General features: G+C 41.4%; 22 protein-coding genes and 2 pseudogenes. 4 read left to right on the top strand and 20 right to left on the bottom strand.

Annotated elements, in window-relative coordinates; genetic code table 11:
- Positions 1–22: 22 nt before the first annotated feature.
- From J7E52_RS00920 to J7E52_RS00890, 7 genes and pseudogenes are all read right to left on the bottom strand, one after another.
- Positions 23–1966, bottom strand: coding sequence for a TOMM precursor leader peptide-binding protein (locus tag J7E52_RS00920; protein ID WP_214743289.1), 1944 nt, complete (start codon positions 1964–1966; stop codon positions 23–25).
- Positions 1963–3912 carry a putative thiazole-containing bacteriocin maturation protein gene (locus J7E52_RS00915; RefSeq protein ID WP_214743288.1) on the bottom strand — a complete coding sequence of 650 codons (1950 nt, stop codon included), beginning with the start codon at positions 3910–3912 and terminating at the stop codon, positions 1963–1965. Before J7E52_RS00915 ends, J7E52_RS00920 begins: the two co-directional genes overlap by 4 nt.
- Before the next feature lie 145 nt (positions 3913–4057).
- The gene (locus J7E52_RS00910) at positions 4058–4312 is read right to left on the bottom strand and encodes a heterocycloanthracin/sonorensin family bacteriocin (RefSeq protein ID WP_214743287.1); all 255 of its coding nucleotides are present in this window, start codon (positions 4310–4312) and stop codon (positions 4058–4060) included.
- Between the two features lie 287 nt (positions 4313–4599).
- Positions 4600–5895 (bottom strand): uracil/xanthine transporter, encoded by a 1296-nt coding sequence (locus J7E52_RS00905; protein ID WP_214743286.1) that lies wholly within the window; start codon positions 5893–5895, stop codon positions 4600–4602.
- A 442-nt stretch (positions 5896–6337) separates the two neighbouring features.
- Positions 6338–6790: pseudogene (locus J7E52_RS00900) on the bottom strand (amidohydrolase family protein); the annotation flags it as partial.
- A gap of 344 nt (positions 6791–7134) precedes the next feature.
- Complete coding sequence (locus J7E52_RS00895; protein ID WP_214743285.1) at positions 7135–8592, bottom strand: protein adenylyltransferase SelO; 1458 nt, start codon at positions 8590–8592, stop codon at positions 7135–7137.
- Positions 8593–8931: 339 nt separating this feature from the next.
- Positions 8932–9360, bottom strand: coding sequence for a hypothetical protein (locus tag J7E52_RS00890; protein ID WP_214743284.1), 429 nt, complete (start codon positions 9358–9360; stop codon positions 8932–8934).
- Between the two features lie 945 nt (positions 9361–10305).
- Between J7E52_RS00890 and J7E52_RS00885 the strand changes: the two genes are divergently transcribed.
- Positions 10306–10998, top strand: coding sequence for an FHA domain-containing protein (locus tag J7E52_RS00885; protein WP_214743283.1), 693 nt, complete (start codon positions 10306–10308; stop codon positions 10996–10998).
- Positions 10999–11100: 102 nt separating this feature from the next.
- Here the strand turns inward: J7E52_RS00885 and J7E52_RS00880 are convergent, their stop codons facing one another.
- From J7E52_RS00880 to J7E52_RS00870, 3 genes are all read right to left on the bottom strand, one after another.
- Complete coding sequence (locus J7E52_RS00880) at positions 11101–11655, bottom strand: hypothetical protein (protein WP_214743282.1); 555 nt, start codon at positions 11653–11655, stop codon at positions 11101–11103.
- Positions 11656–11692: 37 nt separating this feature from the next.
- Entirely contained in the window at positions 11693–11971 is a 279-nt protein-coding gene (locus tag J7E52_RS00875; RefSeq protein WP_214743281.1) for a hypothetical protein, read from the bottom strand.
- 197 nt (positions 11972–12168) lie between these two features.
- The gene (locus tag J7E52_RS00870; protein ID WP_100298038.1) at positions 12169–12315 is read right to left on the bottom strand and encodes a hypothetical protein; all 147 of its coding nucleotides are present in this window, start codon (positions 12313–12315) and stop codon (positions 12169–12171) included.
- 156 nt (positions 12316–12471) lie between these two features.
- On the opposite strand from J7E52_RS00870, the gene J7E52_RS00865 reads away from it, so the two are divergent.
- Complete coding sequence (locus tag J7E52_RS00865; protein WP_214743280.1) at positions 12472–12996, top strand: GNAT family N-acetyltransferase; 525 nt, start codon at positions 12472–12474, stop codon at positions 12994–12996.
- A gap of 127 nt (positions 12997–13123) precedes the next feature.
- Here J7E52_RS00865 and J7E52_RS00860 read toward each other — a convergent pair whose 3' ends face one another.
- The 8 genes from J7E52_RS00860 to J7E52_RS00830 form a co-directional block, all read right to left on the bottom strand.
- Positions 13124–14626, bottom strand: coding sequence for a BglG family transcription antiterminator (locus J7E52_RS00860; RefSeq protein WP_214743279.1), 1503 nt, complete (start codon positions 14624–14626; stop codon positions 13124–13126).
- A gap of 892 nt (positions 14627–15518) precedes the next feature.
- Positions 15519–17855: an L-type lectin-domain containing protein gene (locus J7E52_RS00855; RefSeq protein ID WP_214743278.1), complete on the bottom strand. Its 2337-nt coding sequence runs from the start codon at positions 17853–17855 to the stop codon at positions 15519–15521.
- On the bottom strand, positions 17848–18867 hold the full coding sequence (locus tag J7E52_RS00850) for a WxLIP family cell surface protein (RefSeq protein WP_214743277.1): 1020 nt from the start codon (positions 18865–18867) through the stop codon (positions 17848–17850). The genes J7E52_RS00855 and J7E52_RS00850 overlap by 8 nt, the downstream gene beginning before the upstream one ends.
- A gap of 95 nt (positions 18868–18962) precedes the next feature.
- On the bottom strand, positions 18963–19658 hold the full coding sequence (locus J7E52_RS00845) for a WxL domain-containing protein (protein WP_214743276.1): 696 nt from the start codon (positions 19656–19658) through the stop codon (positions 18963–18965).
- A gap of 25 nt (positions 19659–19683) precedes the next feature.
- Positions 19684–20373, bottom strand: coding sequence for a WxL domain-containing protein (locus J7E52_RS00840; protein WP_214743275.1), 690 nt, complete (start codon positions 20371–20373; stop codon positions 19684–19686).
- A 111-nt stretch (positions 20374–20484) separates the two neighbouring features.
- Positions 20485–20607 (bottom strand): hypothetical protein, encoded by a 123-nt coding sequence (locus tag J7E52_RS26735; protein ID WP_286197331.1) that lies wholly within the window; start codon positions 20605–20607, stop codon positions 20485–20487.
- Between the two features lie 642 nt (positions 20608–21249).
- Positions 21250–22080 carry an STAS domain-containing protein gene (locus J7E52_RS00835; protein WP_309476836.1) on the bottom strand — a complete coding sequence of 277 codons (831 nt, stop codon included), beginning with the start codon at positions 22078–22080 and terminating at the stop codon, positions 21250–21252.
- A 127-nt stretch (positions 22081–22207) separates the two neighbouring features.
- Positions 22208–22639, bottom strand: coding sequence for an Lrp/AsnC family transcriptional regulator (locus J7E52_RS00830; RefSeq protein ID WP_214743274.1), 432 nt, complete (start codon positions 22637–22639; stop codon positions 22208–22210).
- A 150-nt stretch (positions 22640–22789) separates the two neighbouring features.
- On the opposite strand from J7E52_RS00830, the gene J7E52_RS00825 reads away from it, so the two are divergent.
- Complete coding sequence (locus tag J7E52_RS00825; protein WP_214743273.1) at positions 22790–23374, top strand: DJ-1/PfpI family protein; 585 nt, start codon at positions 22790–22792, stop codon at positions 23372–23374.
- Positions 23375–23839: 465 nt separating this feature from the next.
- Here J7E52_RS00825 and J7E52_RS00820 read toward each other — a convergent pair whose 3' ends face one another.
- A complete protein-coding gene (locus tag J7E52_RS00820) occupies positions 23840–23995 on the bottom strand; it encodes a hypothetical protein (protein ID WP_214743272.1) in 156 nt (51 codons plus the stop codon).
- Positions 23996–24086: 91 nt separating this feature from the next.
- Positions 24087–24257 (bottom strand): hypothetical protein, encoded by a 171-nt coding sequence (locus J7E52_RS00815; protein ID WP_214743271.1) that lies wholly within the window; start codon positions 24255–24257, stop codon positions 24087–24089.
- Between the two features lie 321 nt (positions 24258–24578).
- On the opposite strand from J7E52_RS00815, the pseudogene J7E52_RS00810 reads away from it, so the two are divergent.
- Positions 24579–24734: pseudogene (locus J7E52_RS00810) on the top strand (DUF1641 domain-containing protein); the annotation flags it as partial.

Here is a 24734-nt window from a genome sequence, read left to right as displayed (position 1 = left end):
CTCCAACCTCCTAAGTCACCGCTTATGGAAATGGATGCGGATGCGGATTGAGCTGTTCGAATTCAAGCGGCCGTTTTGCATATCCAAGTTCCATCGGAACCCTCAGTATTCTCTCAAGCCCCGTTATCCGGGTAAGATGATGGCCGAATGTCATCGGCAGCATCCCCGGGATCAGCACTTTCACGCAATGTAATCCATTCCGTGCAATTTCCGGTGTCGTTTGATCCACCACAATCACCTCGAGTTTCAATCGGCGAAACTCCTGAAGGATTTCCTGCAAATCTTCCGTCAAGTCCGGATGATTGACCTTTTCCCCGTATTCTTCAGCGAATGTTCGCATCGGGCGGTCTTCATCCAGCAGAAACTGCAGTCGCTCTTCAGCTTGCGGTAAACCATACAGCATGCCATGATCATCCATTTTCCGTACCAGTGAGGAATCATGCAGCATTTTCTCAACCTCATCCTGGTTCTCTTCCAATTTATCGTCAAGGGTCAGCATCATGCCAGCCAGCTCGAAGACAGCGCTTTTCACCGCCCGGACCGGGTCCAGATGGGCCCCTGCCGCACATATGATATTCAATCCTTTTTGTTTCCTGTTTTTTGCCAGCGCCCATACGCTCGGTATCCCATGTTCCATTGTCGAATTAAACAAATGGATATCATATCCCGCTGCCGCCCTCGCCCTGTCAATCATCAGCTCCAGTTCTTTGTCATTTGCAGAATAAGGGTCAAGACGTGTGAGGGGCAGCTGCGCATACCAGGTCAGAAGGAACGAATCACGTTCGACCACTTCCATGATGCCGTAGAAAATGGCCTCCTCCAAACTTCCCCCTAAAGCACAGCCATTGGAAGTTTCATAGACAAATCCATGACCGCAGCCCAGGCTGTAATAGGAAAGCAATTCCGGGACCAAGATTGGCCGCTCTTGCAAAAATGAGTGGCCCCACACCCAATCTATCGAGCGGTCAGGATTAAACGGTTGAAACGGGAAATCCCGCTTTGCATAATTTTCCTTCGAGTGTACCCCTATCCTGATGGGATCGAGCGCAAAATCTTTCAGGTTGTTGTAGCTGTCATGTATGACTGTCCGTTTGCCGCGGGGCTCCATTCCGCAATACCTTTCCAACCCCTCCAATATGGCAGTCATCTCACTGACCGCATATGAGAGAGTCCGGCCTGCCGCCCCCTCATCTCCTATAAACAAAGGCAAATTAACACTTACATCGGCAAATGGCGGTACAAGGTCTATCATTTTATTATTCAAGAATCCTGTGCGGTGGTCCAAGTAATCCTTGGCCAGAACTTCATTCAGCTCATCCATTGAACGGGTACGGTAACTGTCGGGACTGATTTTTGGACTTGGCTGCAACGAAATCCTTGCACGCTCCTTCGAGTCATCAGGTAATGTTGAGCAAACCGGACACAATGAATCAGGTAAAAAAGAGTGCCACGAACCATTCAGCGTCTTCAGGCTGATTAATGATACATGTCCTTCCGACCGGGCGCGCTCCCCTTTCATCACCTTCCTTACCTCTGCACAAATCAAGTGGGCCATCTGTAAAAGGCCTGTGCGGGATGCCGCAGCATCACGCTCTATCCCCCCATTTTCCTCCAGTTGTCTGCGAATTCCCCACATTTCTTTTCGATCACGCCCGGCCATGAGATGCCTTTGGTCCGCGCACTGTGAGCAGCCAGGAACACCCGGGCGCACCAGCGGACCTACCACTCCCTCTCCAAATGACACGAACCCCCGCAGCCATGGAATGCCCGCTTGCCCTATCACCTCTTCCGCCTTTACATGGACAGCGGGATTCCAAGCATCTTGCAGCAGAACGACCATAGCCGTCGTTTGCGGTATTCCTGCCTCGAAATCGGTTTGGCGGTTCACCTGATATTGGCCGGACAGGTTCCCATGAACATGGTCGGCCAACACTCCTTCCCCGACAACCAATATGTCAGTTTTCACCCTGATTCCTCCTCTCGCAAAAACACCCCAAACACACCTGCAATTTCTTCCTTCAAGAAAGGTTCCAGATCCATTTCGAAAACGTGGATTCGCTTACTGTTCTTCTTCAAGACTTGAATGGCGGACTGTACTAGGTCGGGATTCCCGTTCACCTCACACGAAGGAATCACAAGATTCAGGGGCATCTTTTCTTCCTCAAGAACAGGCGATGCCACTAGACCTGGAGCTGTGAGGCAAACGGTCTGGTTTTGGACTTTCATGACGGCCTTTTGCAAGGCATTCCGTAAAGCGATCGTTACATTCAAACCGACAGCGCCTGACCAGCCATCGCTCGTTCCGGCCCAAACTACCGGGAAACCGGACACTTCCTCACCCAACGCGATGATCGGATCTCCCTGCAGCCGGGTCAGCGCTTGTAAATAATACCTGCAGCGCTCATCTTCCACTTGATCCAACTGCACCGTCACTAGTTTCTCCTGGTTGAACCGCTTATTTAAAAACTCCGTATCCAAACTGCTTTGCAGTCCCCGGCAAACACATTCAGCAAATGTTTCCCCTGCCCCGACACCGATCGATTCCTTTATATCATCTGCCCCCTGAAGCGGCGGAAGAGTCGTAACGAGCTGGCTGAGTGTTCGGGATGCATATGCTTCAACTCCTGCAAGACCGGTTTCCCTCCTCGCTTCCTCATGCGTCAGATCTGAACGGATAATTTCGGGCAGCAGTTCGGCCGGACCTGACGACAGCGGATCGACGACCTGAACGCGGCATTGAGCCAACGGCAGCTGTTTTAAATCTCCCTCATCCCAAATATGAAAGATTCCGGATTCCGAGGATGTTAACCGGCTGAAATACATAAACACCTTCCCAGGCTCACCCGGCCCGGATTTTTGTTCGAGCCGATGATCAAAATCTTCAATCCATGTAGCAGTCCCTTTTCCCGTCACCTCCGGGTGGGGAATGAATGGATGCCATTTTCCCTCCAATGTATCCATATCCAACAGATAAAACTGATGTGCTTGTTCTGCTGTCGTAACGCCTGTAGCATCTTTAAACCATTCGAATACCATTATATTGGCTAACATCGCTCCGGCTGTGGCGGAAAAGGAAGCTGATGCCTGATTTTTTTCCAGCTCAGCTTGATGTAAACGATGCCATGCCGACTCCCAACATCCCTCTGAATCCGGATGGACAAGCGGACCAGCCATGCCTACTTGATTGATGATCATTGCAGGAAACAGTGTCTTCTTTCCTTTCCTGCAAACCGAATGAAGTTCTCTTAATTCCTCTATATCACCCTCCTGTGACACATATAATATCGAGTCAAATGGCCGCACGATCTCCTGCCATTCAATCTCTGCTCCCGCATCAAGCACGACCTCCTCTATCGCTGCCTCGTCATCCGTCTTACGCGCATGTGCCACGATCTCATTCAATCTTTTTCTATTGGTCGGTACCGTGTCCGTAATGTGGATATGAAACGCAGGCAATCCGGATTCGATCAGGGAGGACACCAATGAAAGGAACAATGGGCCAGAGCCTATAGCCAACGCCTTTTTCTTTCGATAAGCTTCAAAACGGTGTGCCCCGGAATCGCCGCAGCTTTCCAGAAACTCGATTTGCGAAGCATACCTTTCAAGAACTTGATTACTTAATTGATGGGGACTGTCCTGACTTACATCCCGAACAAACCCATTACCGTACAAAACCTCGGCAATTTCCATCACCCGGTTCCGGTATGGGCCAGGTAATCCATCCGTCAACTCGCTTAATGTATGGTTCCCATTGAACATCGGTAATAGCTTTTCAATCCACTGGACGATCGAGCTGCCCTCCATACGGAACGAACTGATGTTATTCCTGAAATACACACCTCTATTTGGTTCCGGAAGAAAAAACGTATCCCTTTTCACTTTTAAACGCATGGAAGGGGTCAAATTCACCATTCCGCTCCTCCTAACCCGAAGCATTCTAAGTACTGCTATTAGCACTTCACTTTAATCCTATGTACGACAATTTGTCTCTTATGTCTATTTCAATAAAGAAAAGTCCCTGCACATGCAGGGACTTTTCTTTAGAAGACCTGAATCCTTATTGTCCGCAACGTCCGCAACGTCCGCCGCACCCGCCGCAGCGTCCACAACGACCACAGCGACCACAGCGACCGCCGCAACCAAAGCAGCCAAAGCACAAGAAACAGCCAAAACAACCAAAGCAACCACCCACACCAATGAATTGTCGAGACGAATCATCCAAATTGTACTGGTTTTGTTCCCAAGGAATTGGCTGAGTTACCTGGAAATCATCAACATTAAGGTTTTGCAATTGATTTTGAAATTCATACATTTTATATAACCTCCGTGTATTAATAAATAAGGCAATGCTTGGAACAGGAAACGAAATGGTCAGGGAATTAACACCACGTCAAGTACTGCCTTCAACAAAATATGTAAAGGGAGTGGGTATTGCTACTGATTAAAACGCCTATTTTCACATTAAAAGAGCAATGAAAAACAGAAAACCAGAAGGTTAACACCCTTCCGGTTTTCATGATCGCTTCTTAAATTAAGTCATTACAAGTCCCTTGGCATTTTCGTTTTCCTTTATGTATAGCCAATTACATCGGAGTCACATTAGTTCTCCAGTTGTTCATAACGATTCCAGTTCACCGATTTTTCCAGCACGATTGATATCAAAACGCCCATTATGAGCCCATTCGTCAAAAAGGGCTGTAAAAGCGTGGGAACGTTTGAAAACGCATTAGGCAGGATGTTCATCAAACTCACACCAATCAATACTGGAACGGCAAGCCTGAAAATCGTGTCTGAAGTGAAATGCTGACCCTTGACGCTGTTGAAAGCCGTACCGAACAGCTGAAGGTAAGCAACGAACAATACTGCATTCCCGACTGTTATCGGCATGGTGGCCAGGAAAGAGATGAAAGGAGGAATGAGCCCGATTATGGTCAATAATATACCTCCAAGCAAGAAGGGCCTCCGCTCATAGATTTGAGTGCTCTGCAAAAATCCGATGGATGAAGTAAAAGGTGTATACGGAACAAGGCCAAGCACGGGAGCGAAAATGGTAAAGCCGCCAGTCATGAATAAAGAATTTCGATACTGCTTGTGTTCAGCTTCATCACCGATTAATTCCGATGCGGCCTGAATCGAAGCGAACGTATTGCACAAATTCAGTAATCCTGCAAAAAAGGAAATCGCTATGATCCCGAATTCCAGGTTTGGAGCACCTAATGGGAAAAATGAAAAAGCAACACCCGTCGATCCCATTTCCCCCCCGGCATCCGGAAATAGCAGCTCGTAAAAAATCCATCCCACCATAATCCCGATCAATATGGAGAAATTGCTTATGGTCCTTGGTCCTTTTACCTTTAATATACTTACTAAAAGTACAATCCCCACTGATAGGAAACTGACCGGGATGTTGATTTCCCCATTCTCGGTAATCCCCAGCATCCCCTTAAAAAAGACAAAAATGAGCTGGAACGTCAGAAGGAATAAATAAACCGTCATGACCATGGGAGTGAAAATCTTCTGGACATAAGAAATCAGGTTGAAGGCAGAAATAATGAGGGTCACGACACCAGCTGCAATGAGGCCAGTAGCAATTCCCCCCCCTATCTCAGCATAACCGAGCCCTATGGATGGTGCAGATAAGCCTAAATTCAACATTACTCCCCACAATAGACCGGAGTGACCTTCCATAAGTGGATACTTATGCCCCTTCCACCCCTGAAACACGCAAGCGATCCCGGTGAAAATGAGCGAGCTTCTCATGGTCATTTCCGTGACATTGGGAGGAAGGTCAAAAGCTGCGCCAATCGATATGGGCACTACTACCGTATTTGCAAAAATAAAAAACAACCATTGAAAAGAAGAAAATAGAGTCACAGAAGATCTCCAACTTTTCATAGATTCCATCTCCTTTGAACATGATACTTTTAAAGCTCATGGTGAATTTCAATTGCCCTTCCCTTAACAAAGGCGATAGGGCAACATCATATAATAAACACAGTCCCCGGATGGTCTGCTGCCATTGCTGGACACATGATTTATGTCATATGACCTTTGCAGACGCATATGATAACGTTACCATTAATAGTAACAAAGACTGAGGCAACCTGCTAATTTGTTGGCTTGACTAAAGGTTGCAAGGCAAATGGACAAGCAGAAGTCAGCCCGTTTAAAATATATCGGGGTAATAACGATAATGAAATGGGAGGGCTATACAATATAGCCAAAAAAATCACTTCCACAGCATATAACATAAGTAAGTAAAAGTACATGGAAGCCGTTCCATACCCAAAACGAAAAAGGAAATCCGGAAGTATCCAGAGTTCCTTTTTCGTTAGTACTACCGTTCAATTGACTGCTTTTGTTTAAATAATGAACCGGAAACCAAGTTCCCCTTATAAATGACCGCTTTACGTTCAGAACGCCTGGCAACTGCCTCTGCCGAACAGCTTGCGTCAATCAACACAAGACTTGCGACATCCCCCGCCTTCGGCCATACCTGGTTACCCTTTTCATCCAATGGGGTCTTTCCCCCAGTTATATACCCGAGTGTTCGGGAAAGTGAGACTTCATCAATCCATCTGAAACGTTCCGCGAGCCTTCCTGCTCTCTCCAAGATGTCACCATTTCCAAGAGGTGACCATACATCAAAGATATTATCATTGCCTACTGATACTTCAACCCCTCTTTCATGTAATAAATCGACAGGGGGCATCTGCCTGTTAATCGGGACACTGGTGACGATGGAAATCCCCGCATCACTAAGAATGTCAGCCAGTTCATTGGCTTCTTCGAAATATATATTCGGCATTGCTGGCTCCAATCCTGGTTATCGTATTAAGCAAAGGGAAAGTCGCTGATTACATACCGATAAGCGCGGTCCTGGCCATTGTCGCTTCATACATCATTCGGCCTTATGCAAGTGAATTCCAAAGCATATGGTTTAGCGGATTGGCTTCATTGACGATCCTAGTGATCTGTACGATTCTTACGCTTATCAAGAAAAAATTGAAAACAAAACTATGAAAAGCTTAAGCCATGGCATGGATACACAAAAATGGCTCCCGAGATTGAAGTTGACAAAGAATCGACTTCAATCTCGGGAGCTGCTTCATAATCTCCATGCATGTTTTATAATCAGGTACCGCAAAAGGTCCGGTAAGGTTTTGTTGACACAGGAAGTGCGGCGTATTCTGCTTGTTCCTCGCAGTGTGCATAAGGCTTTGCAAGAACAGCCAAAAGCCGTTCCATCACGCTGTAGTCCCCTTGTTCCACTGCCGCTTCCAACGCCTCTTCCACCCGGTGGTTCCGTGGGATCACTGCAGGATTGCTGTTCTGCATCAACTGATTCGAAGATTCTTTCGATTCCTTCTGCCTGCCCAGTCTCGCCTGCCAGAGCTCTTGCCACTGAGCGAATTCCGGTGTCCCGAAAAGGACCGTATCCTCCACTTTATCAAAGGTCAAAGCACGGAAGGTATTGGTATAGTCGGCACCATGCTTCTTCATCATACTGAGGATGCCATTAATAAGGGCTTCATCCTGAGTCTCTTCGTTGAATATCCCCAGCTTCGCCCTCATGCCTGCTAACCAATTAGCGTGATACAGATCATTAAAAACAGAAATCTTATCCTGGGCCAGTGTAACGGCCTGATCTTGGTCATCATGCAACAGCGGCAATAGGGACTCAGCGAATCGTGCAAGATTCCAACCCCCAATAACCGGCTGGTTGCCATAGGCATAGCGGCCTTGTCTATCAATTGAACTGAATACCGTTGCAGGATCATAGGCATCCATGAAGGCGCAAGGGCCATAATCGATGGTTTCCCCACTAATCGTCATGTTGTCGGTGTTCATCACCCCATGAATGAAGCCAACCAGCTGCCATTGGGCGATAAGCTCAGCCTGACGCTTGACCACTTCCTGCAGCAGTGAGAGATAACGGCTTTCATCGGCTTCAATGTCTGGAAAATGACGCTTAATTGCATAGTCGGCAAGTGTCCTGAGTTCCTCGAGCGTGCCCCATTTCGCAGCGAATTGAAAGGTTCCGACACGAAGATGACTCGAAGCCACACGGGTCATGATGGCACCAGGAAGGCCGGTTTCACGGATTACCGTTTCACCCGTCGTCACCACTGCCAGACTTCGGGTGGTAGGAATGCCGAGCCCGTGCATCGCTTCGCTGATGATGTATTCGCGCAGCATCGGTCCAAGTGCAGCCCGGCCATCGCCCCCACGGGAGTATGGCGTTCTTCCTGGACCCTTCAGCTGGATATCGACCCTCCCGCCTTCGGATAAGACCTGCTCGCCAAGAAGTATCGCCCGGCCGTCCCCTAACATGTTAAAATGACCGAATTGATGCCCAGCATATGCTTGGGCAAGAGGCGAAGCACCTTCGGGAATCTCGTTTCCGGCAAACACCGCCACACCAGCTTCGCTTTGCAGCTTTTTCACGTCCAAACCAAGAGAATCCGCCAAACGTTCATTGAGAATGATCAACTCCGGTGAACGTACAGGAGTCGGGTTCGTGCTCGTGAAAAACTTTTCCGGAAGACGTGCATAGCTATTGTCTAAATTCCATCCTGTTTCATTAGTCATGGTTTCTCCTTTTCTTATTGTGACTTTTGTATAAAGGTTCTTTCTCTCAAGATTCAACTCAGTTGCAGTCCATATTAATGTCTACTTCTGCCAATTAATTATACCGTCTAAGGATAAAAATGGCTCTTTTAAAGTAGCGTTAAATCCATGACGCATTCCGGGATTCCATGAAACGATTGTGGAAGCGCCAATATCCTCATCGGTTCCCTTAGAAAGAAAGAAAGCAGGTACCCTTAATGGGTTCCTGCTTCTTCTCCTAAGAATATCAGCATTTCTGCCTTTACAATTGTGATACGGTTTAGCCCCGTACGGAATTGGTTCAAGATTTCAAGTTCTGCTCTATTCATTATTAAGCTCATCCTCATTTATACTAATCATCGCATCATGTTTCCCGCTACTTAAAACTATTTTGATGATTCCTTCTCCTGACATTGATTCAAATGAACGAATTGTATCTCCTTTTATTTTTTCAGAGAATACCTTTTCTCCCGTTGAATCGATTACTATATATTCTAATTCACTACCAGTTCGATCTTTCTTTATTGAAATTGTATTTTTTTCTTTTAAAATAGTTTTTATTTCAAGCTGTTTCCTTTTATGAATATAGCCAGAGATATTCATATCAGCCATTAATTCATTTGAGTTTTTAAAATAGGTTGTATTAATTTCAAGTCCATCACCTGCCATTGTTCCTGAATCAGTAAAAACATTCATTAAGATCAATCCAAGCAGTAAGAAAGCACCTATAACCCATATTAATTTTTTCATATACTGTTATTCCCTCCTCCTTGAATTCTCTTTTTCGAAAAACCATCATAGGAATACCCAAAATTCAGTTGCTGCAGAGCTTGGTCAATATTTTCCGACATAACATTACTAACTAGGAAAATACCCTATCAATCAAAATCCCCGCCCCTCCTTAAGTAATATTAATACAGTAACGGTTAATATAGGTATATATTATTATAAAAATAACTTTTTCATTAAAAATACAACAGGTATATGTGCTTTTGGTATCATTTTTATCATAAAATAAGGAAAGGAACGTTATAAAATTAGCTTGTAAAAAAAGCCTGCCGTTGATTCGGCAGGCTTTTTTTAATCATCTATGATTTTCCCAAACAGGTGAACAGAAACTTGCTAATCGTGTGGAGGATTCATGTTTTCAGCATGCCTCCCCCACCTTTTCTGTTTTCTTCCTTCCCGCTTCGTCTCACACATCCCACTTCCAATACAGGATAGGCTTAATTCAGTAAAGTCAGGCTGATAAAGGCAATGCCAAATATACAGTACAGAATGAGGGTAAAGGGCTGGGGAAAAATAATATATACTATCATACTAATGATCATCAGCAGGATGCTGAAGGCATTTATCCTATCTCTCCACATACTCACCTTTGGTCAACTCCTTTTCCACAAGCGTAAGGTACATTTTCATCGCAAACTTCTTCCGGTGCTGCCTGGCCGGCTTTGAGGAAGCACTCCTCCCACAGTCAAAGCGAACATCAGCAAAAATAGAGTTTCTTCTTCATCCTTCATTCCACTTTGTTATAATGGCTTTGTGCCTAATTTGTATTTTTTCATTTTTCGTTAGTAAGTAAGCGACTGATAATTTATAATTATAAAATTGAACCCGCTAAACAGCCATGTAGCCAAAATGATAAATCCATAAAAATAATTTAAATATTCAGACTTTTTAAGGGGTATGAAGTGAATGATCTATAAAACTTTCAAGGTTGTATTAAGAGCCTTGCACAAAGGCCAAACCGAGGAATTCGCTTATGTTTTTGAAGGGAAAAGCCTGTTGATCGGCCGTGCAAGCCAACACTCAAAAGCTGATTTCACGCTTTACAATGACTTCGTTTCCAGAGAACATTGCCGGATTTATATGGAGGATGGACAGCTCTTCATTGAGGATTTGGCAAGCAAACACGGTACCTCGGTGAACCAGATGCCGCTCGTACCGGGCAATCCCTGTCGTATTGAACCGGGGGATTCGATTACTTTGATTAATGGACTGATTGAATTCATGATTTCCATCGACAACGATTTAACACGGGATTTCACTCCGGTGAACCCCGAGTTCCAGCAAATCGTCACTATCAATGAGCACCTTCAGACCGTGATCATCAATGAGGAAGCACCCATTAAAATGCCGACAAAGGAATTCAATTGCTTTAAGCTGCTTTATGAAAATTTGGACAACCTTATTTCTAAGGAAGAGATTGTCCAGCAAGTATGGCCTGAGAGAGTCGGTGATCCCGAGCAAATTGTGACGGCAGAAGAAATCGCTTCACTTCTGTACCGGGTGCGGAAACGGATAAATGGGCACTTCGCAATAAAAGCCGTCATTCAAAAAGGATATTATATGGAATCCATCCATTCATTCAATCTATCGGACTTATAATGACAATCATTCGAAGACATGAAAAAAAGCATTGCTGATAACAATGCTTTTTTTTCCATGTTTATATCTAAGACGGCAAGCAGGTATCCACCCGGTCCATTATCATTTCTTTGGCAAGTCCAGATTAGTGAATTCATCGACTGGAACGATGTCTTCTTCCATATCCATCACCTTCAGCACAACCCGGTCTCCTACATTCGTCAACACGATATCAGATAGCGCATTGACACCAGGGTCCGCCGAGAACCTTTTGGCATTGCCTTCGACGATATGGAATACGTATCCATTTGAGAGATTGGCATCATTGATCCTCATTACCTTCCCCTTTATTTCTTTCATCTCAAATCCTTTTTGAGGCGTCACACCGCTCACTTTCCCTAAAGAGGCAATCAGTTTTTTATAATTACGGAAAGCTTCGTCTTTCGTTTTTGCAAAGACCACTTGGGGATTATCGCTATTGGCGTAAACGATCTCCACACCTTGGAACTTGCTGCCCTTTGTAACCGGAATCACATAAGTGGGAGCACCGTAAATCGTATAGAAAATTCCATTAGTGGCTTTCCAGCCGGGATATTTGGACAAAAACTCACTCGCATTTGCGTTGGATTTTGCCTCCTTTCCAGTCAGAACGGACGTGACGCCTTTATAGTACGTCATTTCACCGGTTTTGGCATAGCCTACAAGGGTTTTGGAGTTACCTTTTTGATTTTGCCCGGGTAAAGTCCACTACATAAATCAATTCGCCTTTTTCGTTAAACGTAACTTGCATATTATCCTCATTAGGGATCAGGACATCTTTCTTCGGCCCAATCAAGGACTGGTTTTTCCACCCGTGAACATATTTCCCCCAGTAACTCCAATATTCCAGGGCTGTTTCCAATGTGAATGTCCGATCTACCCATTTAGGTTTTTTTCCTTTTGGATAGTATATCGTGTCCCCCGTTTCCGGATTCACCAATACCACCCCGTCCACTACGGGACCGCTGCGGTATTTCAAATAATGTCCGACTGAACTACGAAGAAGGGCTTTCCATCTTCGTTCGGTTCCAAATATGAATCATGTATGATTTTATTCGGATATGCCTTGCGGATGGTCCTTTCCAAATTTGGCAAGAAACACAAATAACCGCCCTGCCCTTTAAAGGCAAGAGCGGTCACTAAGTTAGTTACTCAATCTGTATTGGAGCCAGGACCGTTCTTTCGTTTATTCGCAGAATATTCCTTACCGTGTGCTTCATGTTCTGCAATAATATCCGCTTTCGGAATGTGGTTATTCTTTTTCGGTGAAGCGATACGGTTACGATGTTTTTTTCCCATGATCTATCTCCCCTTATTCAAAGCTATTTATGTTGAACTAATGTTAGCTTGTCCGATTACCACCGAAAATACCGGAAAAATAGGCACTTCATAATAAAGGAAAAACCGCCGCGAAGACCGAATAGATGTAAAACTGATGTATAAGGAGGGAAAAAAATGTTTCCTGTATTGAACACGGAAAGGTTACGCTTTCGGGAAATTCGTGAAAGTGATGCGGAAGCTGTTTTCCAATGCTTATCAAAAGATGAAGTCACCCGCTTTTATGGCCAGGATTCTTTGGAAAATGTCGAACAGGCGAAGGATATCATAGCATCTTTTGCGAAAAACTATCTTGAAAAACGAGCTATCCGATGGGGAATTGAAAGAAAAGATACACAGGAATTGATTGGTACCATTGGTTTTCATGCCCACAGTCCCAAATACAGACGGGCGGAAATCGGTTATGAAATCCATCCAGCACATTGGCGTAAAGGATTTGCGTCAGAAGCTCTAAAAGAAATTATCGCTTACGGTTTCAACGACCTTGATTTAACCCGCATCGGCGCGGTCGTTTTTCTGGAAAACCAGCCATCAAGTGAGCTCTTGCTTAAGCTGGGCTTCATCCAGGAAGGAATATTAAGGAGTTATATTTACCAAAACGGTATCCCTCATGATACATATGTGTATTCCTTGCTGAAGTGAAACCCCTGGTAAAGAGGGAGTACCCCAGAAACGGATATTCTTAGGTTCTTCCCTTTACCAACGTTTTCCTGCCATTGGTGCATTCGTTTGTGCAAAATAAAGTCGAATCTGTTTTTTGCATAGTGAATCATTTAACAACGGCATTCATTTTTTGATATGGATAAATCAATCCCGGGTCCATATTGAATTGGTCAAAAAAATGATCTTCAAAAAATTGTTTAATTTGCATTAATTCTGAAGGAGTTGGAAAAGAGGATACCTTAATTACCGGAATTTTCTGAAATAAACCAGTGTCTTCTTCCGTCGAAATGATTAAATCAACCTCTTCATACTTGTAAATCAACTCTCTGCTGGAGGGATCGAATGTTGAAATTCTAACCTGATTTCCGTAGTGATACTTTAACACTTCCCTTATATAATCTTTTTCGGTATATGTACGACATACTAAAGCAACTATTATTGTGTGTTGATTCTTATTTCGTAAAATGGCTGCCTGAAGGAGTGAGAATATTTCCAAAACATCCAGTTTCTTAATTTTAAGCGGAACTGTCAAGAAAGATTTAGTAGCCAGCTCCTCTATGGTCTGAAAAATTGGATTATATTCGAAATATGGAAGATATTGCAACATGGAATTCCTTACAGTCTCCATTTCAAATTCTGTTTCAAGTGATATTCTCTTTAATGTTTGGTATAAATGAAACAAGAAGATATCATCTTGTGATAGATTAAAACAAACATATTCAGAAAGGGAGTCTAAAAATTGAGTCAACGGAAACCCTCGTTTACTTTTCATTCTGTTTCGAAGGTATCGAAGATGTTGTGATCTATTAAGTGGTTTTTCCTCACTCATGAGATAAATCGATAAGTAAAATATTTCCTGAAGCTGGATATCTCGTGTGGGGCATCTTTCCATGTAATGTCCTAGTTCTTTGGAGAATTCAAAATACTTACTGCCTTCATAATTAATTAAGACTGATTTTGGATATGAAACGAAATAACCCATGGAAACACGAAGGTTAGATATATATAAAATCATTGTAAGTCGGTGTAAGGCACCAGTCCGAAATGACATCGAATGTTTTGAAAACAATTGAAGTAAAGTTGTTTGAAATTCCTTTTCATCGAGAGAATCTTTATCGGGATAGGTTTCCAATGTCGCAAAATCCAAATTTTGCATGATAAAGCGTCGGATTTTTTTTTCATCTCCTACTAATTTGAATGGGCTAGCAGATAAGTCAACACCTGCTTCCCGTACTACCTCCTGTAATTTTTCAAGGTGACGATATGCGGTGGAACGACTAATATGCACCTCTTGAGAAATCTGTGAAATATCAACACCATCATTCAAAAGGATTAACTTTAATATGTGAAAATAGGAATTCTTCTCTCTTATTTGCACCAATAAACTTTCTAGAGTACCATTTTCAGGTTTAATAAGACATATTCCAAGACTTTCACTTTTCTCAAAACCCCATCCCTCGGGGATTAAAGTCTCCAGGAATTTTAAATCACGTCGGATTGTACTTTTTGAATACCCTGTTTTATCGGATAATTCAGTCAAATTACTCCATTTATTATCTTTAAATAAGTGAAAAATCACGTCTGAATAACGTTTATAAAATCGATTCATACTATCACCTCTTCCTACTTGTCCACTTAAAATAAGACCTTAGCCCTAAATGCATTTACCTTATACCCATTAAACACTTAAGTAAACTCCCTGAATAATCCCATTTTTATCTGCGCCTTTTCTTTCTTGGAACACTAGTTCAAATATGAATTGTTATATACCGCTTTTGAACCTACCCAATAAGGTCATTAAAATGATTTTCTGCTGCTAAATTTGTAGTGCAAGAAGAAAAAGAATCCTCTATTCCAAACTCGGATCTAAATAATTGGATTAAATGTATAAAGATCATAAAGAAGGAGACTTTTATTCAGTGGAAACCTTTCTCCGGAACTAAGTGCTATGAACGTTTTAGAGAAGCGCAGTAAGGATCTATATGTAAGAAAAAGGAAACCTGTATTGACCGATCATAAGGGCTATACAGGTTTCCTATATTCACTTCTTTAGAAAAGGAATATACAAAAAAAGCCTCATTCACGTTTAGAGGAAGCCAGTATGCATCGAAGGGCTTACCAACTTGTTAAAACGAAAATGAGCTGTCTATTAGGAGCTAGTGTACAAGAAAAAGCGCAACCGAGCTTTTTACATTTTTCATTTTATATAAATCAGGTACACTTGCCCTATTTTGAAACTAGATTTTAACTAGACCCAATCGTATGCATAGGATGTTTTAGCTAGCTACGTAATGAGCATGCCTGACGCAAATTAACGGACATGCCCAATTGGACATCCCTTGAGCCTTGTAAAGTCGTCCATTCAAACGATAGCCAATGTTCTATCAGCTTCGGCTCGTTCAATTTAAATTCACTTATCGTCACTTTAAAAAAGGAGAAGAACACGTTTGATTTGGTTATATTCGATCATCTAAAAAATTATTAACCATAGTCTTTATTTTTCATGGCGCATCCACTAAATCCCATTTAATCCTCCCCTTATAATCACCTATATAGACAAAAGGTTCCATTTTTAATAATATTCCCTGATTTTCTCGCCAATGTATGGATATCTCATCCATACTTTTGGTTGTATGTTCAAAAACATTCATGGCAACTCCTAGTACCATTTTTTCTTCTTTTCCAAATTTATCAACAAAAGTTAAGGCATCTAATAAATAATGTCCAGCTCCATCAGAAAAATCTTCACTTAAAGTAGCCGTCAGCCGCCACGAACTACCGGTACCACGAGTATCCTTCACGCGAATATCCCAATCGGCATTTCGTTTTGCAAATGTCGCTTGATTAGGAATCTCCATGTCTACAAAACTAACATCCGTAGCAACATTGGTGAAACTAACTTGTCCAATGACGTTCAAGGTGAGTTTTTCCACGTTCGATTGTCTACCAGTATCATCCACACTATAAACATTTACAGCATGTGTCCCTACTGATAATTGATCTGCTGGAATGGTATACTCGTAGCTGACTTCTTCCCCTTTATCAGCAACATTTGCTGAACCAGATGCAAATGTAATTGGCTCACCTTTATCCAGCACATAGTATAGATCCACTTTGTCACTATCTGCATCACTCCATGTCCCTTTTATTGTATAGCCACTTCCTAAATCAATAGGTATTTCCGTATCAGCATCAACCAGTGTAAGAGATGGCGGTTCTAAAACAATGATTTGTAGCGTTGCTACATTGGACTTTCCTCCATTTTCATCCGTTACATACACTTCAAAAGTGTTTTCCCCCATATGTAATTGGTCTTTTGAAAGGAGAAAACTCCAGTCGGCACTATCGGAAGACACATCTTTCTCTTTTTCTTCAGATTGGATTTCCTCTGAATTCAATTCATAGTAAAAAGTGCCTTTAGAATTATCACTGTCTTTCCAAGTTCCTGTCACTTCATAATCTTCACCTTCGGATACGTAAACAGGGCCAGCATCATTTATTGCTACTTCTGGTGCTTGATTAGGCTGGATGACATAATCAATTGAATTGGTATCAATCACCAAGTTATCTCCATTAAACCTAGCTGTTTCAGTAACTGAGGTAGCTTCCGTTGTTGCATTGACTTTCACTTGAAAAGAGACGGTCGCTACATTTTGAGTGGAATTCATATTTGGAATACTAAGTGCCAAGGATTGCCCTGACCACGAAGTATCATCTAATGCTGCAGACTCACCAGGGGTTGTCAATGTCATAGAGCCTGGGATAAACGTAACATGATCATTCAAGACCATGTTCAAGATGATATTTTTCCAATTTTGTAAACCACCGTTATATTTCGAATAAAGCGTATAGGTTAATACATCACCTTTAAAAACTGAAGAGCCCTCTCCAACAACAGAATCATCCTGTCTAGTTATCGTTTGCTCAACTTCTGCATTTACTAAAGCCGGTATTTTATCAAAAGTGACACGATTGGTTTGCTTGTAAGTAGGACCTGTTGAACCAGTGAATCCCCAATAAACTTTTGTAGAGCCAAAAACATCTTGTGCATTTACAGCAACAGTAACCGCATTTAATCCTTCTAATTGATACGTAAGTGCTTGTTTTGCAGCATCCCATGTCACTTCGAATTTACGCCATGTACCATTTGATAACAGACCAGGATACTGTACGCCAGTATTGCCATCTACGTTATTATGTTTCATGGTTCTCCTATTACTTTGTACTGGCCAAACACCAAAGGAATAATCTATATAAGTATCGGCTTTCCCTGGGTAACCCCATGCAACATGGTCATCGTTAACATTAGTATCAAAATAACTATTATCACCATCATTTTTATAGGTATCAAACTCAACAGCAAAACTATTTTGAATGCCCGATGTTTTCGATTCATTATAGCCTTCGTCTGCCCAAACCCCCAAGCTTGACCCAGATTTTGCTATAGCATTTACACCTCTTGAATCATTATGCATCACAAATGCCATACCATCTGCTGCATTAGCCCCATTATTCCCAAAATACAAATACATAGATGCTGTAAAATCTTTGGTTAAATCCATTTTAAGATCGTCGATTGACCAAATTGCCCCCTTTTGACTTACGGTTCCAGGGGTTATTGAAACCAGTTGACTGTTAATGATGGAGCTATTTGACCCTGTTGATGGAGTGGTAAATAGACCATCCAAAATAATACTGGATGGAGGATTATCTTCTACTGGACCGGCTGCCTCCACTTGAATGTCCACTGGCCCCAGCCTTTGAAGACTTGAAAAAAATAAGCCAATAATAATGAGAAATGAGAAAGTGATTCTAGTAAATATCTTACTCTTATTCATTCTTTTCCCCGCTTTTTTTCCTTCTTAGTAGAATATTAATCAGTATGATTAATACCGCAATTAGCACGCCGATTCCTACAAAAATAAGTGTATAGTCTTTTTCCAATTCAACTGCTTCTTTATTTAATTTCTTTGAATCATCACCTTTAATCTCAAACATTTTGTCAAATTTCCAGGTTTGATCGCCGTCTTTTGCCGTTATATATATATGATATTTGCCAGGCTCTAACGCTTGGTTATCCCAGCTAATAGGGAAATCGAAATTAGAATTCGGGGCCATGGATACGTCACTTTTCTCTGCTGAGTGAAGCATCTTCCTTTTTCCTTCTTTCGTAATTCGAGCATTTACTTCCAAGTTATTCACAATCACAGCTTCCGTGTTTTGTAGATTCGCAGTCACCACTGTGCGATAGTTCATCAACCCTGCTTGAACTTTATTTAACTTCAGATTAGGTTTTACCCTTTTATCCGTTTCGGTCAATTTGACACCAATCACATACGAAAATTCATTGTTGATTTGAACATTATCATTTTCTTGTTTTTTGTCTCCTTGATTTATTTCATACACATAGAATCCACCCAAAATCACTCCATCAAATGATTCATCTGGCATTTGAATCGTAAAAGGCACTTTTTTCGTTTGATTTCCTTTTAACGTTACTTTTTGTTTTGGAGAAATGAGATCAGTTAATGCATACTTTAATGAACTATCCTTTTTATGATTATTTTTACTGTAATCAATCACTCCATTTTGATTGGTTACGGCTGTATTCGGTTCAATCATTAAGTCGATTTTTTCACTCGAGTTATTTTTCACTGTTAAAGATATCGTTTGTTCGGCCCCCGGTTTCATGTACAAGTCAAAATAAGTCAACTTCTTATTGATTTGGTTTTTTGGAATATTGGCTTTGATTGAATATTCCATGGTTCCAGCAAAGGCTGTTTCATTTTGCGAAATGATTCCTAATCCAATCAATAAGGACATCATCAAAATAAAGAACCCATTTTTCATCTATATCCCCCTCTAGTTTCAACATGATGTGATATATATAAATGGAACTTGGCTTACATAATTTCTTATAAAGCCAAGCTCTATTTATTGAGTATTTAGCTAGGTGCGTTGGTTAACTCCCATGTTACGGTACCACTGTAACTTTCGGCTTCAGCTGAACCAGCCAAAACTTTTAGTTGCACATTACTATTATCGCCGTCAGAACCTGAAAATACGTCCAGCCATGTTCCACGGCCAGTTTCTAAAGGTGCATCCATGAATTTTTTTGAATCACGGTTATCAAATGTAACGTCATAAGCCGTTGGCGGTTCAGAAACATTTGATGATTGTGATTTTACTTGTCCATTTTTGAATGTTAACTCAGCACCCTGTAAAGGTTCCCCAGTGCTAATTTTTAATTCAGAAGCCTTTGCTGTCAAAGCCCATCCTTCACCCGTTCCGCGTTTATCTGAAACTTGTACATAGGGATCTTTATTATTTGCGTTATATGTAGTGTTCCCACTCATAATTTTTTGTGTTCCAAAATGGATGTTGGAGACATAGTCCAAAGTTAAAGATCCACTATTTCCCGTTCCGCCATTGTCTGGATCTATAGGATCAATCGGACTCGGTAGAGCTTGGTTGTCTGGATTAGCAGGATCTACCGGTTTGGTAATACCCTCATCCGCAATAAAATTAATGTAATTTTTGGAAATAGCGCTATTCACGACAGCTGCTTCGGCTGAATTTGTCGAAAAGATCATTCCAACCAGTATCACACTTCCTACTATTGACAGGGTGATTGCTTTCATCTTCCTCACCTCATGGTTTTTTTTATTATTGTGGTGCATCCAAGAGACTCCAAGTTAATGTTGAGACATACTCTCCAGCTAAGTTTCCTGCAGGAACATTTATTTTCAAGCTGCTTGGTTCAAATTGATCCACCCACGTTCCCATTCCTTTTAATTTTTCAGCAGTCATAAGGATTTGTGGTGTAGTTACTGCAGAATCAGTACCTAATTGTACTGCCCTTAGTTCTGGTGCAGGTGAAACATTTCCTGGAGTTGTAACTGCAGTTCCGATTGGAAGTGTAACAGAAGCACCTTTTAGAATCTTCGTTTCATCAGTTTGATCCTTGAATGGTGAAGTTGACACCTGTAATGTCCAGCCAGCACCAGTACCACGAATATCCGTAATTTGAACGTTTGGATTTTTTGCAGTTGTTGAATATTCCACAGCTCCACCGGATAATTGGTGGGTATTAAATTCTAAAGGCGAGACATTATCAATTGTTAACGCCCCTGTATTTCCTGTTTCCCCATCCGGTTCACTAGGAACGATCGGGTCAGTTGGACCTGTTGTTTCATCTGCTGGCGTTATTGTGATATGGCCATGAGAAGTGGCTCCTTTACCGCTTTCACTTCCTAATACTTCAGTTGGATCAACCGCGCTTGCAAATGTAGGTGTCACGAATACTAGCAAGGCTGTTGCTGCCATTCCTTTAAATAAAACTTTTTTCAAATTCATTTTTTCAATTCCCCTTTAATTTTTATGAAGATTTAAATGCCTATAAATGAAGTTGCTACAATATCTTTCTTGAATCCCTCTCCTAAGACCTTAAAACTATGAACATACCTCTTATTTTTTCACCATCTCCATTCCTCCTGTTGTAGGTTTATAGGCTGCTGCATAAATATCGAAGCTACCCAATGCCTTTAATACATACAAGATGCCAATCACTAGAATATTTGCGACTTTCAATAAAAATGAGTTTCCTAAGTTATCGAGATAGGGAAAGGAACAAGAAAGGTTGCATGTATTTGATTCAACTTCATGAAAATCATTATATAAGTAAAAAGTTCAAACGTTGTTTCAATAATGATTTTTGCGTTTCCATTTAAGAAACTCATGATTTTGCTTTTCTTTAGTGACTTACAAGTTGTTTTTTTATGCATCAAGTGAGAAAGAAAGTTCGCTATAATTATAGAAAGGTGTTATTGGTTGGAATGTAAGGGGAAGAAGTCGGCACAAAGTTTTTTTTAGAAGATGGAGATTCAGAAGTGGATCTTAAACCATATAGAATGAGGGTGTTTGCGGATAGTCGGCCGCTACTTAACGATTAATAAAAAAGTTAACCTACTTCAGGCTAACCTTCATTAGGAATTTTTTACACCTACAAACGATCCGTTGATCTTGATCTACTGTGATCTCCCTAGTTTCCTACATACCTACATTTCGAGAATCAGTAAAAGTTTGTACTTATAATGAATAAATGTATCGTTGTACGTCAATTTCTATACATATCTACTTATTCGAGTCGAAAAAAACAGCAAAAAAATTTCCTCAATATTCCAAATTACCTACAAAAAAAAGTCACCACAACATGGCGACTTCACTTCACGATTAGGTGACTACAAGATAGTCCTTCAGGGCCTGCTGCAGTGTACCCTTTGTTTCTGCTCTATTATCGATCTGAACCCCTGAACGGATCATTTTCGTTACCACTTCAGGGCGTAATCCAGTCACCACAGCTTTACATCCCATCATTGCCGTTCCATCGAGGATTTTCAACAAATCATTGATCATTTCAACTTCCATTTCGATGATACCGGATAAATCCAAGATCAAGGTCTGTATCCGCAGTTTACCTATCTCCATCAATACTTTTTCCTCGATTATCTGTATACGTGAATTATCGATTGTCCCAATTAACGGAAGGACACAGGTGGTGGAAGTGATGGGAATGATCGGAACGGATAGATTTTCCACCAAGTTTTGCTGAGCCAGAATCAATTTGTCTTTGTAATCGGAGTAACTGACGAAAAAGGATTTAAGAAATACATCGACCTTTTCATTCACTATTTTCTCTAATTCAAAAAAGACCATGGAATCCTCAATAAACGCTTTCTTTTCTTGTTCAAACTTATACAGAAAGGTCCAAAGCGTTCTGCGGAGGGCCTGAATCCATTCAAGCTTGAATGAAAGCGTCAAGGAGTGGGTGGCCCACGTAACTCCCTCTTTTTCGGCAAAGGTAATCATATCCGTTTCATTCTGTTCCACTATATAACGGATTAGCTTATGTGCATTATTCAAAAGGTCGACATTTCCAATCAGCAGGATTTCTTCGATTTTATCCCTGACATTGACTGCTGCTGATAAAAGATATTCTTCAAACTCACTTTTATTCTGCAAAAGGAATTCCATGATTTTTTCTTCCTCATAAACAAAACTCACTCTTCCCCACTCCCTTTTTGAACTTCCAACTGTGATTTTTGTTACTAATTACTTTCTATATTGGTGGAGCTTTTTCCTGCTAGTTGGTCATATATAAAAAGTTGGAAAGTAAATGGGTTAAAGCCGGTTACATCTCCTCGCCTGTAAGTACATTCTTTGATGTGGAAGAAAATATCAGATGGGTTGACGATTTCCCATATTTAATGGCTTCATCGACGAAGTCTTCCAGTGTTTCCATGGAAAATGTACTTATTTTAATAAGATAACTGTATTGACCGGCTAACCGATGGCATTCCAGAACTTCCGGATGGTTCAAGCTAAATTGATAAAAGTCTTTGCATCTATCCGTTTCGAATAATATGAATGCCGTTATGCTTCTATCAAGTTTTTCAAGGGATATTTCCGTTTTATAACCTTTTATAACTCCGCTTTCCTCTAATTTATTCACACGTTCTTTCGTTGCTGGAGCCGTTAAGGAAACTTCATGTGCCAGTTCTTTCATGGACATGCGACCATTATTCTCAAGCAAGGAAAGTATTTTTTTATCCGTTCGATCCAATTCAATCGCCCTCACTTTTTATTATTAATAGAATTCGTCTAAATACATTATAAAATAAATTGAATTGAAATGATTACGTAATTAATCGTATGTATTAAGGGATTTGCTTTTTATATAATAAACACAAATATAAATAAGGGGGATGCTGCTATGAAAAAAGTATTGATGCTGCTATCCAATGGATTCGAAGCGGTTGAAGCGAGTGTATTTACAGATGTATTGGGCTGGAATAAATTAGAGGGTGATGGTACGACTGATCTGGTTACGGTGGGACTTCACGAACAATTGAAATGCACATGGAATTTCATCGTACAGCCAGAATTGACCATCGATCAAGTGAACCTTGATGACTTCGATGCTTTGGCCATTCCAGGAGGTTTTGAAGAAGCCGGTTTCTATGAGGATGCCTATGATCAGAGGTTTCTTGATGTGATCAAGTATTTTCATAATAAGAACAAAATCATAGCAACCATTTGTGTAGGTTCTCTCCCACTAGGAAAAAGCGGGATATTGAATGGAAGAAAGGCCACTACGTACAACCATCCAACCAGTAAGAGGCAGGGCCAGCTAAAAGAATTTGGGGCGATTGTCGTTAATGAACCGATTGTCGTCACGGACAATATCATAACATCCTACAATCCATCCACTGCATTCGATGTTGCCTTTACGCTCTTGGAAATGCTCACTTCGAAAGATAATTGTAAACATGTGAAGGAATTGATGGGCTTCCATTAAGAATGTCTTCAAAAACCTACACGATTTGGATGTTGATTTCCGCTCTAGGCACTCGCTTTCCGCGGGCGGTCGTGGAGCCTCCTCGGCTTGCGCCTGCGGGGTCTCCTCTAGACGCGCTTTTCCCGCAGGAGTCTCGTACCTTCCGTTCCAATCAACATTGTTTTAAAAATTCAGATAGAAACTTTGTTGACAATATCATGGTACGGAATGTTCCCATCCAGTACCATGATTTTTGTACGTATTAAACCTCATTAGATTGAAGAAATTTGCGACACACCTGCCGAATAACTGTCTATCCAAGACCCCAAAGACGCTTGCGGCAAGGAGGCTTGGCAGACAGTTTGCGGAAAGGGAGCGGATTACTGAAATGAACTTTTTTCAAATAAAAAAACTGCAGGCAAACTCACTTTACTTCGAGTTTGTCTACAGTTAGGGGTTCCGAATGATTTCGGAACCTTTTTCACGTTACTTCCAATAAGCCAATGAACGGGTTTTCATGGATTCACGGAACTGTTTTGTTGATTCTGGCAGGACTTTATTCGTTGCATAATCGATGATGACACCATACTGGCGAATGACATCGAGACAATCCAGCTCGCCCTTGGCGAATTTATCTTCCACGCTTTGTATGCTTTCCTCAAGCCATTCCCTTTTCGGTTGTTTCTGATATTTTAAGTAAGCATAACCGGTTCGCTATGCTTACACAACATGATTATTTATCAGGTGTTTCCGATGTGCCTTCCTCACTGTTTTTGAGGTAAACTTCAGAAATTCCATTCAAACCTTCCAATAGTTGTGCTTTAGTATATTCCATACTGCCAACCAGTTTATGAAGCTTCTTATCATCATTCTCTTCTGTAAGTTTAGATTCTGAATCCGTCACATTTTTTCACCTCCATCATTTAGGATGGCAAATCAAGCTGGAAATATGTATGACAGGCGACCATGAGAGACTCCCTCTTAACGTCCATTTCAGGTAAAGAATGGGGCCTTCCATTTGAATCCGTTCTTCGAATAAGCAGGAAAAGATTATTTTATGAATCTTTTTTAAAAAATCAGCTGTTTTCAAGCCACTAAAGGGATATACTATAGTTTAGCTTTTATTACATTTTTGTTAGTATTTTTTCTTGCCACACATTGTGTAATATTTTACAAGTTTTTCTATTTACATCAACAAAATGCGTATTGCAAAGGAGAATTGGATATGTCAGAAACGATTACCCAATCACAAACTGAACAACTTAATGCCCGCCAAAAACAATTAGATGTACTGGACCAATTATTAAAGCCTGAGGTTCAGGAATCATTGAACACTTTAGTTGAACAGTTACCAAAACTAACTGAGTTAGTGAATATTTTA

Source organism: Bacillus sp. ISL-34 (assembly GCF_018613325.1).
GTDB lineage: Bacteria > Bacillota > Bacilli > Bacillales > DSM-1321 > Peribacillus.
Note: the sequence above shows the minus strand (reverse complement) of the source record. Positions and strands in the feature narration are given on the sequence as shown.

What these genes read in the sequence shown, in the direction of transcription:
- J7E52_RS00905 (WP_214743286.1), bottom strand. Translation starts at nt 5,895, where the DNA reads ATGAAAAGTTGGAGATCTTCTGTGACTCTATTTTCTTCTTTTCAATGG.
- J7E52_RS00860 (WP_214743279.1), bottom strand. Translation starts at nt 14,626, where the DNA reads ATGAATCGATTTTATAAACGTTATTCAGACGTGATTTTTCACTTATTT.
- J7E52_RS00890 (WP_214743284.1), bottom strand. Translation starts at nt 9,360, where the DNA reads ATGAAAAAATTAATATGGGTTATAGGTGCTTTCTTACTGCTTGGATTG.
- J7E52_RS00885 (WP_214743283.1), top strand. Translation starts at nt 10,306, where the DNA reads ATGATCTATAAAACTTTCAAGGTTGTATTAAGAGCCTTGCACAAAGGC.
- J7E52_RS00870 (WP_100298038.1), bottom strand. Translation starts at nt 12,315, where the DNA reads ATGGGAAAAAAACATCGTAACCGTATCGCTTCACCGAAAAAGAATAAC.
- J7E52_RS00880 (WP_214743282.1), bottom strand. Translation starts at nt 11,655, where the DNA reads ATGACGTACTATAAAGGCGTCACGTCCGTTCTGACTGGAAAGGAGGCA.
- J7E52_RS00910 (WP_214743287.1), bottom strand. Translation starts at nt 4,312, where the DNA reads ATGTATGAATTTCAAAATCAATTGCAAAACCTTAATGTTGATGATTTC.
- J7E52_RS00895 (WP_214743285.1), bottom strand. Translation starts at nt 8,592, where the DNA reads ATGACTAATGAAACAGGATGGAATTTAGACAATAGCTATGCACGTCTT.
- J7E52_RS00840 (WP_214743275.1), bottom strand. Translation starts at nt 20,373, where the DNA reads ATGAATTTGAAAAAAGTTTTATTTAAAGGAATGGCAGCAACAGCCTTG.
- J7E52_RS00850 (WP_214743277.1), bottom strand. Translation starts at nt 18,867, where the DNA reads ATGAAAAATGGGTTCTTTATTTTGATGATGTCCTTATTGATTGGATTA.
- J7E52_RS00825 (WP_214743273.1), top strand. Translation starts at nt 22,790, where the DNA reads ATGAAAAAAGTATTGATGCTGCTATCCAATGGATTCGAAGCGGTTGAA.
- J7E52_RS00915 (WP_214743288.1), bottom strand. Translation starts at nt 3,912, where the DNA reads ATGGTGAATTTGACCCCTTCCATGCGTTTAAAAGTGAAAAGGGATACG.
- J7E52_RS00865 (WP_214743280.1), top strand. Translation starts at nt 12,472, where the DNA reads ATGTTTCCTGTATTGAACACGGAAAGGTTACGCTTTCGGGAAATTCGT.
- J7E52_RS00855 (WP_214743278.1), bottom strand. Translation starts at nt 17,855, where the DNA reads ATGAATAAGAGTAAGATATTTACTAGAATCACTTTCTCATTTCTCATT.
- J7E52_RS00845 (WP_214743276.1), bottom strand. Translation starts at nt 19,658, where the DNA reads ATGAAAGCAATCACCCTGTCAATAGTAGGAAGTGTGATACTGGTTGGA.